Source organism: Acinetobacter sp. ANC_7655, assembly GCF_056784015.1.
Genome location: NZ_JBWYJB010000001.1, coordinates 698,463 through 713,735, shown reverse-complemented (window position 1 = coordinate 713,735; position 15,273 = coordinate 698,463). Strand labels below are relative to the sequence as shown.

The 15,273-nt window shown below is 37.6% G+C and carries 12 protein-coding genes; 9 read left to right on the top strand and 3 right to left on the bottom strand.

The window, feature by feature from the left end; translation table 11 throughout:
* Positions 1–7 precede the first annotated feature (7 nt).
* Positions 8–925 (top strand): tyrosine recombinase XerC, encoded by a 918-nt coding sequence (locus AC1M9N_RS03565; protein WP_481611469.1) that lies wholly within the window; start codon positions 8–10, stop codon positions 923–925.
* A 60-nt stretch (positions 926–985) separates the two neighbouring features.
* Here the strand turns inward: AC1M9N_RS03565 and AC1M9N_RS03560 are convergent, their stop codons facing one another.
* A complete protein-coding gene (locus AC1M9N_RS03560) occupies positions 986–2,656 on the bottom strand; it encodes an amidase (protein ID WP_481954279.1) in 1,671 nt (556 codons plus the stop codon).
* A 335-nt stretch (positions 2,657–2,991) separates the two neighbouring features.
* Here AC1M9N_RS03560 and AC1M9N_RS03555 point away from each other — a divergent pair, with 335 nt between their 5' ends.
* A complete protein-coding gene (locus AC1M9N_RS03555; RefSeq protein ID WP_481588525.1) occupies positions 2,992–3,366 on the top strand; it encodes a hypothetical protein in 375 nt (124 codons plus the stop codon).
* Positions 3,367–3,576: 210 nt separating this feature from the next.
* Positions 3,577–5,724, top strand: coding sequence for a bifunctional mannitol-1-phosphate dehydrogenase/phosphatase (mtlD, locus tag AC1M9N_RS03550; protein WP_481608287.1), 2,148 nt, complete (start codon positions 3,577–3,579; stop codon positions 5,722–5,724).
* A gap of 86 nt (positions 5,725–5,810) precedes the next feature.
* Here the strand turns inward: mtlD and AC1M9N_RS03545 are convergent, their stop codons facing one another.
* On the bottom strand, positions 5,811–6,305 hold the full coding sequence (locus tag AC1M9N_RS03545; protein ID WP_092765973.1) for an Lrp/AsnC family transcriptional regulator: 495 nt from the start codon (positions 6,303–6,305) through the stop codon (positions 5,811–5,813).
* Between the two features lie 112 nt (positions 6,306–6,417).
* On the opposite strand from AC1M9N_RS03545, the gene AC1M9N_RS03540 reads away from it, so the two are divergent.
* The 6 genes from AC1M9N_RS03540 to serC all read left to right on the top strand — a co-directional run bounded on the left by AC1M9N_RS03540 (position 6,418) and on the right by serC (position 15,030).
* Entirely contained in the window at positions 6,418–7,026 is a 609-nt protein-coding gene (locus AC1M9N_RS03540; protein WP_035266421.1) for a LysE family translocator, read from the top strand.
* 452 nt (positions 7,027–7,478) lie between these two features.
* Complete coding sequence (locus tag AC1M9N_RS03535) at positions 7,479–8,231, top strand: electron transfer flavoprotein subunit beta/FixA family protein (RefSeq protein WP_035266425.1); 753 nt, start codon at positions 7,479–7,481, stop codon at positions 8,229–8,231.
* A gap of 18 nt (positions 8,232–8,249) precedes the next feature.
* Positions 8,250–9,182: an FAD-binding protein gene (locus AC1M9N_RS03530; protein WP_092765976.1), complete on the top strand. Its 933-nt coding sequence runs from the start codon at positions 8,250–8,252 to the stop codon at positions 9,180–9,182.
* A gap of 178 nt (positions 9,183–9,360) precedes the next feature.
* Positions 9,361–10,020 (top strand): hypothetical protein, encoded by a 660-nt coding sequence (locus tag AC1M9N_RS03525; RefSeq protein WP_481608288.1) that lies wholly within the window; start codon positions 9,361–9,363, stop codon positions 10,018–10,020.
* A gap of 318 nt (positions 10,021–10,338) precedes the next feature.
* Entirely contained in the window at positions 10,339–13,314 is a 2,976-nt protein-coding gene (gene gyrA, locus AC1M9N_RS03520) for a DNA gyrase subunit A (RefSeq protein WP_481954278.1), read from the top strand.
* A 633-nt stretch (positions 13,315–13,947) separates the two neighbouring features.
* Positions 13,948–15,030: a 3-phosphoserine/phosphohydroxythreonine transaminase gene (gene serC, locus AC1M9N_RS03515; RefSeq protein ID WP_481954277.1), complete on the top strand. Its 1,083-nt coding sequence runs from the start codon at positions 13,948–13,950 to the stop codon at positions 15,028–15,030.
* Positions 15,031–15,113: 83 nt separating this feature from the next.
* On the opposite strand, the gene AC1M9N_RS03510 is transcribed toward serC, so the two are convergent.
* Positions 15,114–15,263 (bottom strand): hypothetical protein, encoded by a 150-nt coding sequence (locus AC1M9N_RS03510; RefSeq protein WP_171076764.1) that lies wholly within the window; start codon positions 15,261–15,263, stop codon positions 15,114–15,116.
* Between the last annotated feature and the right edge of the window lie 10 nt (positions 15,264–15,273).

The following is a 15,273-nucleotide window of genomic DNA, read 5'->3' as shown; positions in this document are numbered from 1 at the left end:
AAGCCAAATGCAATATGGCGCAATGCAATTGCTGTCAATGTGGTTGAAAGAGAGAAAGATTCAAAATCAATCTGAGCATACGCTTGAGGCGTATTTCCGTGATGTGTCTGGTTTTATTGACTTTTGTTATGAAAAGAAAATTGAATTAAATCAGGTTGAAGCATCTGATTTACGAGAATATATGGCTTATAAGGTTGAACAACATCAACTCAATAGTGCAAGCTTACAACGTCATTTAACAGCCATTCGTCAATTCATGAAATGGGCTGTGGAAGGGAAATATCTATCGAATAATCCCATTCATGATTTTAAGTTAAAAAGACAGCCAAGGCCTTTGCCGGGTATGGTTGATGTCGAAACGATTCAGCAAATTTTGGATCAACCTGCACCTGAATCCTCTCAAGATCATCTCTTGTGGTTAAGAGATAAAGCTATTTTGGAGCTGCTTTATTCAAGTGGTTTACGATTAGCCGAAGTACAAGGATTGAATATTCGAGATATCGATTTTACACGACAATTACTTCGAATTACGGGTAAGGGAAATAAAACTCGGGTTGTTCCTTTTGGTTTGAAAGCGAAAACAGGTTTAATTGAATGGCTCAAAGTCCATCGTATCTGGTGTGGGGAAATTGAGTTAGATTCCCCAGTTTTTATTACTAAAAAAGGGAATCGATTGACCAATCGACAGATTGAAAATCGAGTCAAATTGCAAGCACAGAGAGCGGGCGTAAATGTGGATTTACATCCTCACTTATTGCGACACTGTTTTGCTAGTCATCTGCTTTCAAACAGTGGTGATTTACGAGCAGTTCAAGAAATGCTAGGTCATAGTAATCTATCTACGACACAAATTTATACTCAGTTAGACTTTGATCGTTTGGCTCAAGTCTACGATAAAGCTCACCCTAGAGCCCAAAAATCTTAATCCTCAGTATTAAGTATATTGAATATACTTAATACTGTACTGAATGATAAAGTTATCTGTTTAAAGTGCTGGTGTGTGTATAGGTATCATACGTGCGGGATTCACTTTTTGGAATGCGACTGCGATTTCAAATAAAGTCGGCTCATCAAATTCACGAGCAATAAACTCGATGTTAACATTCATAGGATAACTACTGCGACTTGAGTTCACTGATTTAGCAGGCATAGATAATGCAGGAAAACCACTAAACGGACTTAGGCGATTATTGGTACCTGTGGTCGGGCTACTTCCTAAATTGCCAGCAAACCCAGTAATAGAAGGGTAGGCTAAAGCGTCGTATTGTACGCCTTTACGAGTACCATCTAGTTCAACATTATTTAAAGCACTATTCATGCGTAAGCGCACGAATGGACTTCTTTCAGTGGTGTTGCGCTCATAATTCTCTATATATGAAGCACTTGTTGGATCAGAATTATAGCCGCTGAAGTTACGGATCATTAGTCCACTAGCGAGTAAATCTTCATACGATTGGTAAATACTTCTTGTGGTCTTTAAATACTCTGTAAGTGATATTTTAAATTCAGCACTTGAAAGACTCGAATAACGTGTCAAAATTGTATTTAGATCGCTTATTGTAACTATTTCTACAGTTGCTCCAGCCTCTTCAAGTTTAGTAATTGCGTTATCCATTGCTTCTTTAACGAGATTGTAGTCTTCTTTCTGTTGAGTGGTTGAACCTTCGGAAGGGTAAAGTGCTTGTAATATACCAATACGCTTTCCTACAAGACTTACAGTGTCATGAGGAACGTAGCTATTCGGTTGATTAATCAATTCGCGGTAAGCAGACTCTGATTTTAGAAGGGGAGAAGTACGCGCAAATTCACTGCGTTGATTTGAACTTAATGAGCTATCGAATCCGATCATTGCATCCATTAATTTTGCACAGTCAATAGCTTGTCTACACATTGGTCCAGCAGTATCTTGAGTTGGTGCCAGTGGAATAATTCCATCTTGGCTCAAAAGACGTAAAGATGGTCGTAAACCGACAAGACCCTGTACTGATGAAGGCACACGAATTGACCCTCCCGTATCAGTTCCTATTCCCACCATTGCAAAACTTGCAGATATGGCAGCGCCAGTTCCTGATGATGAACCACCTGAGCCTTTACTTAAGTCATACACATTTTTAGTTTGATCACCTAGAGTTGATTTTCCGCCAAAGCCGAAAGCGAACTCATCAAGATTGGCTTTTCCTAAAATGATTCCGCCATTTTCTTTGATATTTTTTATGATATAGGCATCATCATTTGGAAAATTATCTTTTAATGCTACAGAACCTGCTGTGTTCGCCATATCTACAGCATCAATATTGTCTTTAGCGAGTACAGTGACACAGTGAAGAGGTCCTGAAAGTTTTGAATTTTTTGCAAATTGTTGGTCGAGCATTTCTGCTTCTTTAAGTGCATTTGGATTTAAAGAAATAATGCTATTGAGCTCAGGACCTTGTCGATCGTAAGCTGATATACGATTTAAATAACCTTGCACAACATCAACACAAGATGAACCTTTGCTTAAAATCGAGTTATGCAAATCACTAATGGTTGCTTCTACAGGATTAAACGGGACAGGAGGCGGCGTGTTAGAATTATTTGTGCTACTTTCATTGTCACCACAGGCTGTTAAGAAAGTTGCTATCGTGACAACAAGCAAAGTTTTTTTAAATGTGATCATGTGCATTCCCCAGATTAAGTTCAAACTGGTTAAGCAATGAATGTGCCACTCTAGAATGAATGAAATTTACAGTTTTATGCTCCAGAAAATAGCTAATAACCATTGATATAAATAAAATGCGTTAATTTAATGCGAATAAAATTATTTGAAAAATAATGTATTGTTGGGATTGAGCTTTTGAAAGCTGCGCTTTTAAAAATAATTTTCCCTTAAACTTTAGCTTAAATTTTTCGAATTGATTTTTTTTAATACGATTTTTAAGGTATAACTTTAATAGATGGATTTAAGTTGTATACAAATTAAAAAATATTTTGCAGGAATGATTAGGTCAAGCCATGATTGACAATATTGATCAAAAGTATCAGCAACTCTCTTCAGCACAAAAAGACATTTTTGCAGGTTATGGTTTACGTCAGGTGAAACATTTTGTGGAAATCAATTTACCGATGATTGAGGCCGCTCTACCTAACAATGCCTATGTGCAGGGTATTAATACTGAAGGAAAAATCCAAGCGATTGATCCAATAGCATCTAAGACTTATTTGTGGATTTCTGATCAGCAATGGCAAGAAAGACCTATTGCAGATCAAGGAGTTGATTTGAAAGAAGACTTTATTGAAGTTTGGAAAATTTTTGAACTAGAACAATATCCTATTATTGAATTGAGTCACGTCCATCGTGATTACTTGGCGGCGCTCAATCAAGTTTGAAAAAAATCATTTAAAAAACAGGGCTAATAATTTTAGCTCTGTTACTTTATAGAAAATTATATTTACCCGTTTCCAACAACTCAATACATAAAGATAAAATTATTGATTAAATAACGTTCAATTTTGTTTCATATATTTATTCTGCTCATTCGATTCAGTCAAATTCTTTACACTTGTCTAGTAATTTTGATTTTTTTTGGAGAGGGGTAAATGATTAAATTTCATGAAAATAATATCCATGCCGCCATTTTTGATATGGATGGCACAATGTTTGATACGGAGCGACTTCGTTTTCAAACTTTGAAGCAAGCATCATTAGAACTCATTGGTGTCGAATTTACAGACGCATATTTATTATCTTGTTTGGGTTTAAGTGCTCGTAGTGCCGAAAAACTGGCAAATCAGCAATATGGTCAAGAAGTACCGTATGCGGAAATTAGAAAGCGAGCAGATCAGCTAGAACTTGAGCATGTAAGAAAATACGGAGTGCCGATTAAATTTGGACTCATGCAAGTTCTTGAACGTTTAAGAAAGTCCAATCTGAAAATGGCAGTAGCAACTTCGAGTCGACGTGAAATAGCTGAAGAGTATTTAATCAATGCCAATGTATATAAGTTTTTCGACATTATCGTATGCGGCGATGAGGTTGCTAATGGAAAACCACACCCAGAAATTTTCTTAAAAGCTGCTGAGCAACTGAACATTGATCCAACTTTATGTTTAATGTTTGAAGACTCAGAAAATGGAGTGATGTCGGCGTTTGAAGCGGGTGGATTAACGGTATTACTTCAAGATATCAAAGAACCTAATTCAACCATGCTCGAAAAAGCGAATTTCTTTTACGAAAGCATGCATGATTTTCTGGAAGATTTGAATCAATTTACACCAAAATTAAAAATGCCTGCTCTATTTGACTCTTTTCCTCAGACTTTAAATCAGCATGTCGTGGGGATACATGGTTTTGGGGCAATAGGTGGTGGCTACATTGCCCAAGTATTGTCTCATTGGGATGGATATACTCGACCAAAACAAATCTATGCTTCAACGCGGAATTCACTCTATAGAAATAGTGTGAATACTTTTGGTGGTTACAGTATTCGTTATGGGCAACACTCTCATGACGAGCGAATAGACAATATAACCGTCATAGATGCATCAAATATTGAAATGATGCAGCACATGTATATTGAATCAAGTTTAATTGCACTGTGTTTACCTGAAAAGGCAATCGAGCAAGAGGCTAAAACCATTGCTCAAGGGTTGTATGCGCGTTATATCCATTTTGAAGAACAGTTGAATCCTCTAACAGTTTTAATTGTTTTAAACAAAGTAGGCGCAAAATCATTAATTGAACAACAGATTTGTAGTGCTTTGCATGAAATTACGGATGCGAAGACAGTCAATATCATCATGTCGCAGCACTATTTTTGCGATACAGTAGTCAATCGAATGGTAGCGAAAATTACAGATCAAAAACTATTTAGACAGTTAAAAATCAAATACAATATTTTTAGACATGTGCAGGATGAGCATGATTTAGACGTGACGGATGTGGATGAAGGGACGCGTTTAAATGCTGAACAAGAACAATTGGCTACTCAGTATATTGACGATCTATACGAAAAATTCAAATCGGCGCATATTCTACAAAATCTAGAATTGATCTTATTTCATGCCGAAACAGATATGCCACTTTATGTGGAAAATAACAGTCCTTTATTGGCAAAAATGCGCCAAATGATTCTGGTTGAAGAGATTGAAGAGATACAGTTAATCAAAAATCGCATGTGGAATGGTGTGCATGCAATGACAGCATGGGCTGCAAGTTTTCGACAATATGAAACGATCGGGATTGCACTGTCTGATGAGCAAATTTCTAAATTTATGTTGGCAGTACTCCATGAGGTTAAAGTTGGATTAAAGGATCTACTACCACATCGAAAAGAAAATTTAGAATTGTTGGCGAAGAGTTTTATCGACTCTTGTGAGACGGCTTATAAAGACCCATGTGATCGAGTGGCACGAGACCCATATCGTAAGTTAGGTTTTGGTGAGCGGGTACTATCTTCATTGGCATACAATTTTCAACGTGGCAAGCCTTATCAGGAAATTTTCAAAGGGCTTGTATTGGGTTATGCATACGTTATATTGAAGCAAAATCAACGATTTGAAGATGTGATTCGGCATTTTGCTCAGCAACTTAGTCAAACTGAATTGGAACTTGAGGATCAATTGTATTTGCAGGAAGAGCTGAAACGGAGACTCAAAATTTGTGATCCTAAATTGAGTGAATCAGTGGATCAGCATGTACTTCTAGAAAAAATTTTGAATGAAAAAATCGAGGTTGAAAAAACTTAAAGCATTGAACATTTAACTTTTTAACTTGATCAAAATGGATAATCGGTCCGATCTGAAAAGTCAGTCGGATCGATTGCTTAATGGTATTAAATTGATTGCAGGGGCAGTTGATAGCTTTGTTTAATGATTTGACTGGGTAAATCCGTTTTCACACTGGTAATCCCATTTTTTTTGGTTAAGTGTTCTGACTGAAATTTACGATAGTTCTCCAAATCAGGTACGACAACTTTTAACATCGCATCACATTCGCCCAAAATAATATAGCACTCCATGACTTGAGGGAGTTCTTTCATCGCTTCAATAAAAGTATCGATGGTTTCAGCGTCTTGTCCCACCAACCAAATACGCGAAAATAGAATAAGTTGTAATCCGATTTTTTGAGGATCAACAATGGTTGTGTATTGCTGGATGACTCCAGCATCTTCGAGAATTTTTACGCGTCTTAAACAAGAGGATGGTGATAAGCCAATCTCTTTGGCTAAATCATTATTTTGAATTCGACCGTTGGTTTGAAGTTCATGAATGATACTTTTATCGATACGATCTAATTTAACTGAAATTGATTTAGATATTATTTTCATATATTAGAATTAAATTCTAAAAATTAAAGAATAAATAGAATATTTGAAATCCTATTTTATGTAAATTCGAAGATACTTTTTTTTCATTTTCATTAATGATGGAAGAAAGAAAATGTCTACCTATTGGTTATTTGCTTTGACAGTTATCCCTCTTATTTTTACGCCTGGTCCGGATATGTTATTTATTCTGTCACAGGTAATGGGTAAAAATGCGAAAGCAGGCGTTATGGCGACTTTAGGGGTGTGTTTGGGTTATTTCGTCCATTCTTTTTTAGTCGTTGTGGGTATTGCGGCTATCATTATTTCTTTCCCTATTATTTTTGAAACGATCAAATGGTTAGGAATCTGTTATTTGCTTTATTTGGCATTTAATTTGATTCGATCTGCGCTTAATCACAAAAATATTGAAATTAAACAAAGCCAGGTCATTAGTCCGATTCGACGCGGTTTTATAACATCCTTACTTAATCCTAAAGGTATGCTTATTTATTTTGCGATTTTGCCTCAATTTATTAACCAGCATACCTCTTCGATTATGGGACAGGGGATTGTCTTATCCCTAATCTTCATTGGATTATGCTTAATTATTTATTCATCATTGAGTTTTGTATTTGCATTTTTGACACAGAAAACAGGGATAAATGAAAAACGTCAAAAATGGATTGATGGTGGTTCGGGAGTGATGCTTTCATTGGCAGCAACATGGCTCATTGTGAATTAACATTAAAAAAGCGCAAACTGATGTTTGCGCTTTCTATTCAAATAGATTTAACTTTGGTTAAATTATACTCAAAAAGAATAGCTGTTATTGTAATTTTTGCTGTCTGTTATGACATTTTTTACCTCAAATTTGGTGACTCACGCCAACGCTTTTCAACGTAAAATAAGAGTCTACAGCATCAATTCAACTGATGTAGTTAATAAATTAAAAAAATATTAAAAATCAAAGTTTAATTTTTTACAAAAAATATTGAAAAGCTGACAAATTTATTAACAAAATAATTTCGTGAACGCTCCGTTCAACGAAAATTACGCTTTTTTACAGCAGTTTTGTGAATTGTGACTTGACCGAAATGCCAAACACATTGCAAGATAGGACACCTAAAAATTTTAAATGAAGAGTTATTATAACTTTTCTGAATATTTACTTCTGTTAAAACAGCCGAGGATTACATGAAGGCTCTTGTTGCTGTAAAACGTGTGGTTGATGCCAACGTTAAAGTTCGCGTAAAGCCGGACAATAGTGGGGTTGACCTTACTAACGTTAAAATGTCAATTAACCCATTCTGTGAAATCGCAGTGGAAGAAGCGGTTCGCTTAAAAGAAAAAGGAACTGTTTCAGAAATCGTTGTTGTTTCTATTGGTCCTAAAGAAGCGCAAGAACAAATCCGTTCTGCAATGGCGCTTGGTGCAGACCGCGGTATCCTAGTTGAAGCTGATGATAGCCAACTTGGTGCTTTAGAAGTTGCGAAGATTCTTAAAGGCGTTGTAGACGCTGAACAGCCACAACTTATCCTTCTTGGTAAACAAGCAATTGATGACGACTCTAACCAAGTTGGTCAGATGCTTGGTGCATTACTTGGTGCTGGTCAAGGTACATTTGCTTCAGAAGTTAAAGTTGAAGGCGATAAAGTACAAGTGACTCGTGAAATCGACGGTGGTTTACAAACTGTTGAACTTGCACTTCCAGCGATCATTACGACTGACTTACGTTTGAATGAGCCACGTTATGCGGCGCTTCCAAACATCATGAAAGCACGTAAGAAACCGCTTGATACTAAATCTCCTGCAGATTTTGGTGTTAATCCTGCAACTAAGCTTAAGACTGTTAAAGTTGAAGCGCCTGCTGAACGTAAAGCTGGTGTTCAAGTGAAGTCTGTTGATGAGCTTGTTGAAAAACTAAAAAATGAAGCGAAAGTGATCTAATACAGAAGGATAAAAATCATGAGTATTTTAGTAATCGCTGAGCACGACAACAAAGCACTTAACGGTGCAACTTTAAACGTTGTAGCTGCGGCTCAAAAAATCGGTGGTGATATCACTGTATTAGTTGCTGGTTCAGGCGCTCAAGCAGTTGCTGATGAAGCTGCTAAAGTTGCTGGTGTAAGCAAAGTTCTTTTAGCTGACGATGCTGCATATGCAAACCAATTGGCTGAAAATGTAGCGAAGCTTGTTGCTTCAATTGGTACAGGCTATTCACACATTCTTGCGGCGTCTACAACGACGGGCAAAAACGTACTTCCACGTGCTGCAGCACTTCTTGATGTAAGTATGATTACTGACATTATTGCAGTTGATGGTCCTAAAACTTTCAAGCGTCCAATCTATGCTGGTAACGCGATTGCAACTGTAGAGTCTGGTGAATCAGTTGTTGTTGGTACAGTTCGTGGTACAGCGTTTGATGCAGTTGCTGCTGAAGGTGGATCTGCTGCGGTTGAAGCTGCAACTTCTACTGGTGATGCGGGTATTTCTAAGTTCGTATCTGAAGAAATCGTAAAATCAGAACGTCCAGAATTAACAGCAGCTCGCATTGTTGTATCTGGTGGACGTGGTGTAGGTTCTGGTGAGAACTACCATAAAGTACTTGATCCATTAGCTGATAAGCTTGGTGCAGCTCAAGGTGCATCTCGTGCAGCAGTAGATGCTGGTTTCGTTCCAAACGATATGCAAGTTGGTCAAACGGGTAAAATCGTTGCGCCAGACCTTTATATTGCTGTAGGTATCTCTGGTGCGATTCAGCACTTGGCAGGTATGAAAGATTCTAAGGTGATCGTTGCGATCAACAAAGATGAAGAAGCTCCAATTAATGCAGTAGCTGACTACTGGTTAGTAGGTGACTTAAATACAGTGGTTCCAGAATTAGTTTCTAAAATCTAATTCCTGAACACAGTTTAAAAATGCTCTTGTGCAAGCAGTGAAAGCAATGTTTTACTGCTTTGTGTAAGGGCGTTTTTTTATGCAAAAATTTTAAAAGTACTCGACAATCGAAACTAGAGTATTTCATTTGTATGAAAAGTGATAAAATCCCAGTTTGCTTTTTCTTCTGTTTTTAATCATGCCCTTTTCCAAAGCCGCCCATATCCTGTTCATTAGTTTTCTGCTGATTGCGCTTTATCTTGGTATTTGTATTCATACTGCCTTGAATGCACCGCCTGAGGTGACTCAGTATTTATTTAGTGAGTCAGGCGCTTTTGAAGTCATGAGTCCATGGTTATGGTACTTGCTGGCAGTGCTGTGTTTGCTTAATGTTGAAATCAAACCCCATACCCGAGTATTTACGGCTATAGCAGCGACATTGTTGGGATTACGGGAAATGGATTTTCATAAGCAGGTGTTTGAAATGAGTTTTATCAAAACTAATTTCTATCGTAGTGCTGAAATTCCGCTCATGGATAAGCTACTCGGATTTATTTTATTGCTCGGCATTATCTTTGTCTTTCTGGTATTGGCGAAAAAATTGGTTCAAACCATACTAAGCATGAAAGATTCATTGAATATTGCACATTTTTTTATTTTCCTCACCATTGCCTGTGGCGGACTAAGCAAAGTGCTGGATCGCACGACCTCAACCCTGAAAGATGAATTCGGCATCCAGTTGGTGCTGCATACTCAAATCATGATTATGACCATTGAGGAAGGGGTGGAGATGTTATTGCCAGTTCTATTGATTGTGGCTGTGCTGAGCTATCGTAAAGTACTGAACCAGGCACAATAAAAATATAGAAAAAATTATGAAGATGCGCCAGTTGATTGGCGCATTTTTTTTGTACTAATGTATTTCTCAAAATTTTGGATATTGAAAAATCCTGTCTGGATGCGCTAATTTTTGGTTTTGAAATAACAAGAAAATGATCGCTAAAATGAAGATAATTAACAAGGTTAGGCTGAATATTTCGACACAAAAATACGGATTTGTGCTATAATTTTCGGCTGAGTTTTAGAATTTAGCTCCATAGATTTTGGGCTAATTTTTTGCAAGATTGATTATATAAATCGAGCAGTTTCTTCAAGCTGTTTGTAATAAGGAGTATGCATGAGCGTATCGGAAATTCGACCGATTGCCATTGAGGATGAACTGAAGAGCTCATATCTCGACTATGCTATGAGTGTCATTGTCTCTCGTGCACTACCAGACGTTAGAGATGGTTTAAAGCCAGTTCATCGCCGTGTTCTTTATGCGATGCATGAGCTTGGAAATGATTATAACAAAGCTTACAAAAAATCAGCGCGTGTCGTTGGTGATGTAATCGGTAAATACCACCCTCATGGTGACTCTGCTGTATACGAAACAATCGTTCGTATGGCACAAGATTTCAGTTTACGTTATCAGTTGGTTGATGGTCAGGGTAACTTCGGCTCTGTTGATGGTGACAGTGCAGCAGCGATGCGTTATACCGAAGTGCGTATGCGTAAATTAACGCATGAACTGTTAGCTGATTTAGAAAAAGATACAGTAGAGTGGGAAGATAACTACGACGGTTCTGAGCGTATCCCACAAGTTATGCCAACTCGTGTGCCAAATTTACTCATTAATGGTGTCACGGGTATTGCTGTAGGTATGGCAACCAATATGGCGCCGCATAATATGACTGAAGTGGTCAATGCGTGCTTAGCCTATGCCAATAATCCGAATATCAGTATTGAAGGATTGATGGAACATATTTCGGGTCCAGACTTTCCTACAGGCGGTATCATTTACGGTAAATCAGGTATTGTTGATGCTTACCGTACTGGTAAAGGTCGTTTATTTATTCGTGGTAAGTACCATTTAGAAGAAGACCAAAAAACAGGTCGTACGACGATTGTATTCACTGAAATTCCATATCAAGTGAACAAAGCAAAAACGATTGAACGTATTGCTGAACTTGTGAAAGAGAAGAAGCTCGAAGGTATTTCAGAGTTACGCGACGAATCTGATAAAGAAGGGATGCGTATTGCAATTGACTTAAAGCGTGGCGAAAACGCTGAAGTAATTGTTAATAATTTGTTCCAAAATACTCAGCTTCAAAATTCATTCAGTATTAATATGGTTTGCTTGGATAATGGCCAGCCAAAGCTGATGAATTTAAAAGACATCATTGCTGCTTTCATTCGCCATCGTCAAGAAGTTGTAACACGTCGTACGATGTTCGAATTACGTAAAGCGCGTGAACGTGGTCATATCTTGGAAGGTTTAACGGTTGCTTTAGCAAATATTGATGCCATCATCGAAACCATTAAAACCTCTGCGAATCCGCAAGAAGCACGTGAACGTTTGCAAGCAGGGGAATGGTCTGCAGGTGGTGTAGTTGCTTTATTAGAAAAAGCAGGTTCAGTTTCTGTTCGCCCAGATGAGATTGAGGGTGAAGATCCTAATAAACCGTTTGGATTATCTGGCAATATTTATCGTCTCTCGCCGACTCAAGTGGGTGCAATTTTAGAATTACGTTTGCATCGTTTAACTGGTTTAGAACAAGATAAGCTGCATGCAGAATATTCTGAAATTTTGGCACAAATTGCAGAGTTGACAGCAATTCTTAATGATTTTGAATTGTTGATGAACGTGATTCGTGAAGAGCTTTCACTTATTCTTCAGCAATACGGTGATGAGCGTCGTACTGCGATTGTAGAATCTCGTGTAGATTTCTCTCGTGAGGATTTAATTCCAGAAGAACAAGTTGTTTTAACCGTTTCTCAATCAGGCTATGCGAAAACACAGCCACTTTCTGATTATGCTGCGCAACGTCGTGGTGGGCGTGGTAAATCAGCAACGTCTATGAAAGAAGATGATTACATTCAACATTTGATTGTGACATCTAACCATGCAACAGTTTTATGCTTTACCAATGTCGGCAAAGTCTATCGCTTAAAAGTTTTTGAAGTGCCTCAAGCTTCTCGTGGTGCAAAAGGTCGTCCTATGGTGAACTTATTGCCATTAGATGAAAATGAGACAATTACTGCTATTCTGCCAGTGATTGATGCACCGAAGAAATTTAAAGAACGTCTAGCCGATTTCCGTCAGTTTGTTAAATCTCATCAAGCTCAATTACAGCAAAACGAAATCATTGCTGCACACTATGATGCATTAGAAAAATCATTTGCTGATCTAGCAGATGGTGACGATCTATCGGACGAATTGCGTACACATCTGAAAGAGTTAGGAGTTGAATTATCAACTACAGATCTTGATGATGAAGTAGTAGTTGAATTTGCTGAGCTTGCAGAAAACTTACGTAAAAACTTCTATGTCTTTATGGCAACTGAATACGGTACGATCAAGCGAGTTGAACTTGAGCAGTTCTCTAATGTACGTTCAAATGGTTTACGTGCAATCGAGTTAGCTGGAGATGACCGTTTAATTGGTGTTGCGATTACTGACGGAGAACAACAAATTATGTTGTTCTCGAATGAAGGTAAAGCGATTCGATTTGCAGAAACTGATGTACGTGCAATGGGTCGATCTGCGAAAGGTGTACGTGGTATGCGTGTCACCATTGGATTGGCTCAAGCGGAAGAAATTGAAGATAATGATGTAGATTCAGAAGATGAAGATACGGATTCTAATTTCCTAAGCCGTATTGTTTCATTAGTCGTTGTTCCGGAAACAGGTGAAGTGCTTTGTGCTTCAGCAAATGGTTACGGTAAGCGTACGCCAGTGGATGACTTCCCGACCAAGAAACGTGGTGGTAAAGGCGTCATTGCGATCAAGACATCTGATCGTAATGGTGAGCTAGTTGGTGCGGTAGCGATCGATGTCAGCAAAGAAGTCATGCTGATTTCTGATGGTGGTACGCTAGTACGTACTCGTGCATCTGAAATTGCTCAAACGGGTCGTAATGCACAAGGTGTACGTTTAATCCGCTTAGGTGAAAACGAGACATTGGTTGGTGTTGAAGCGATTGAAGCTGTTGAGGAAGATGATTTTATAGAATCAGTTGAAGGTGAAGAGGCTTCAATTGAATCTAATGAATCAGTAGATACTCAAGAAATTGATACGACTGATAGCGATGAAAAATCTACAGATGAATAATTTGTAGGAATTAAAAAAGGACGCAGAAGCGTCCTTTTTTAATTAACAATAGTCTAAAAAAGAATTTTAATTAAAAATGAAACTCAAATTTAATTATAGCTTGCTGATTGTAATAGCACTGTTTATAACAGCATGTAGTGAACCCTTTCATTTCAGCTGAATGAAGGAGAGAGGGGAATCTGAGGAATATTGTTCATAAACAAAACATTCAGCTGTAAATACTGATGCGCTTTATAATGCAGTTCAAGATAAAAATAATGAAATGGTTGTTGAAATTGTAGATCAAGATATAAAAGATGGATTTTTATTACACAGTCATTTTAAAAGAGTCAGCTATGAATGGTATGGTGAGATGTTTTAAGTGTTCGCTTGAAATGAAAGACAATACAACGAAATAGTCATAATAAATTTTGTCAGATTGAGAGCTGTTGTAGTGAGCGATTTAAACTTACTAACTACGATGTCTCTCAAAATATAGTAAACATAAATCTCTGATAAATGTAGAGCTTATTGAAAAAATAGCTTTAGTGTGAAAACAAGATTGAAATTATTTAAGTTGAATATACTGCAAGCTATGGTTATCTGTGGTTAAATGCCATCATTTTATTGTGTTTCACTCTGAAAGGAAAAATCATGCGCGCGTACAACTTCTGTGCTGGTCCTGCTGCATTACCTACTGCTGTATTAGAAAAAGCTCAAGCTGAGATGCTTGATTGGCAGGGTAAGGGCCTATCAATCATGGAAATGAGTCATCGTAGTGCAGACTACGTCGCTGTTGCTGAAAAAGCAGAAGCAGACTTACGCAAGTTGATGAATATTCCTGAGAACTACAAAGTGCTTTTCTTACAGGGTGGTGCTTCTCTACAATTCTCTGCGATTCCATTGAATCTATTAGGGAAAAATAACAAAGCAGATTATATCCATACTGGCATTTGGTCTGAAAAAGCTTTAAAAGAAGCAAAACGTTATGGCGAAATTAACGTGATCGAAGCTGGTATTAAAGATGCAGATGGTAATCTTGCAATTTCTGATGAAAGTACATGGAATTTATCTGCTGATGCTGCCTATGTTCATTATGCAGATAACGAAACGATTGGTGGTATTCAATTTAAAAATATCCCAACTACGGATAAACCACTGGTTGCAGATTTATCTTCTAGTATTTTGTCGGCACCAATTGATGTTTCAAAATTCGGTCTTATTTACGCGGGTGCGCAAAAAAATATCGGTCCTGCTGGTTTAACTTTGGTAATCATTCGTGATGATTTATTAGACCAAGCAAAAGAAGAAATTCCGAGCATTTTGAAGTATTCAGCGCAAGCGAAGAACGATTCTATGGTGAATACACCTTCTACTTATGCTTGGTATTTATCAGGCTTAGTATTTGAATGGTTGCTTGAACAGGGTGGTGTAGAGGCAATTCATCAAGTGAACCAGCATAAAGCTGAATTATTGTATGGTTATATTGATTCAAGTGACTTCTATGCAAATCCAATTGCGAAAGAATATCGTTCAATTATGAATGTGCCATTTACATTGGCGAAGCCTGAACTTGAAAAGCAATTCCTGAAAGAAGCAGAGGAAAATAATTTATTAAATCTTGCAGGACATCGTTCAGTAGGTGGTATGCGTGCGAGTATTTACAATGCAGTGCCACTTGAAGGTGTACAAGCTCTTGTGAAATTTATGGATGATTTTGCGAAGCGTAACGCTTAAAATCAGTCTGTAAAAAAAGCCTGTCATATGACAGGCTTTTTTTATGCACTAAAACGCAGATGAAAGTAATCAATGCTACTTTATTAAAATGCTGGAATAAGATTGGTAAAGTGGAAAATAAAAGCAGCGAGGAAAACACCTAAGAAAAAGAAACAGTAAGCACCCTTGTCTACACGAATACGAGGGCGTGCTTGTTCCATTAAGCCTGTTGATTGTTCCGGTATAATTTTCATCTAGGAGCCT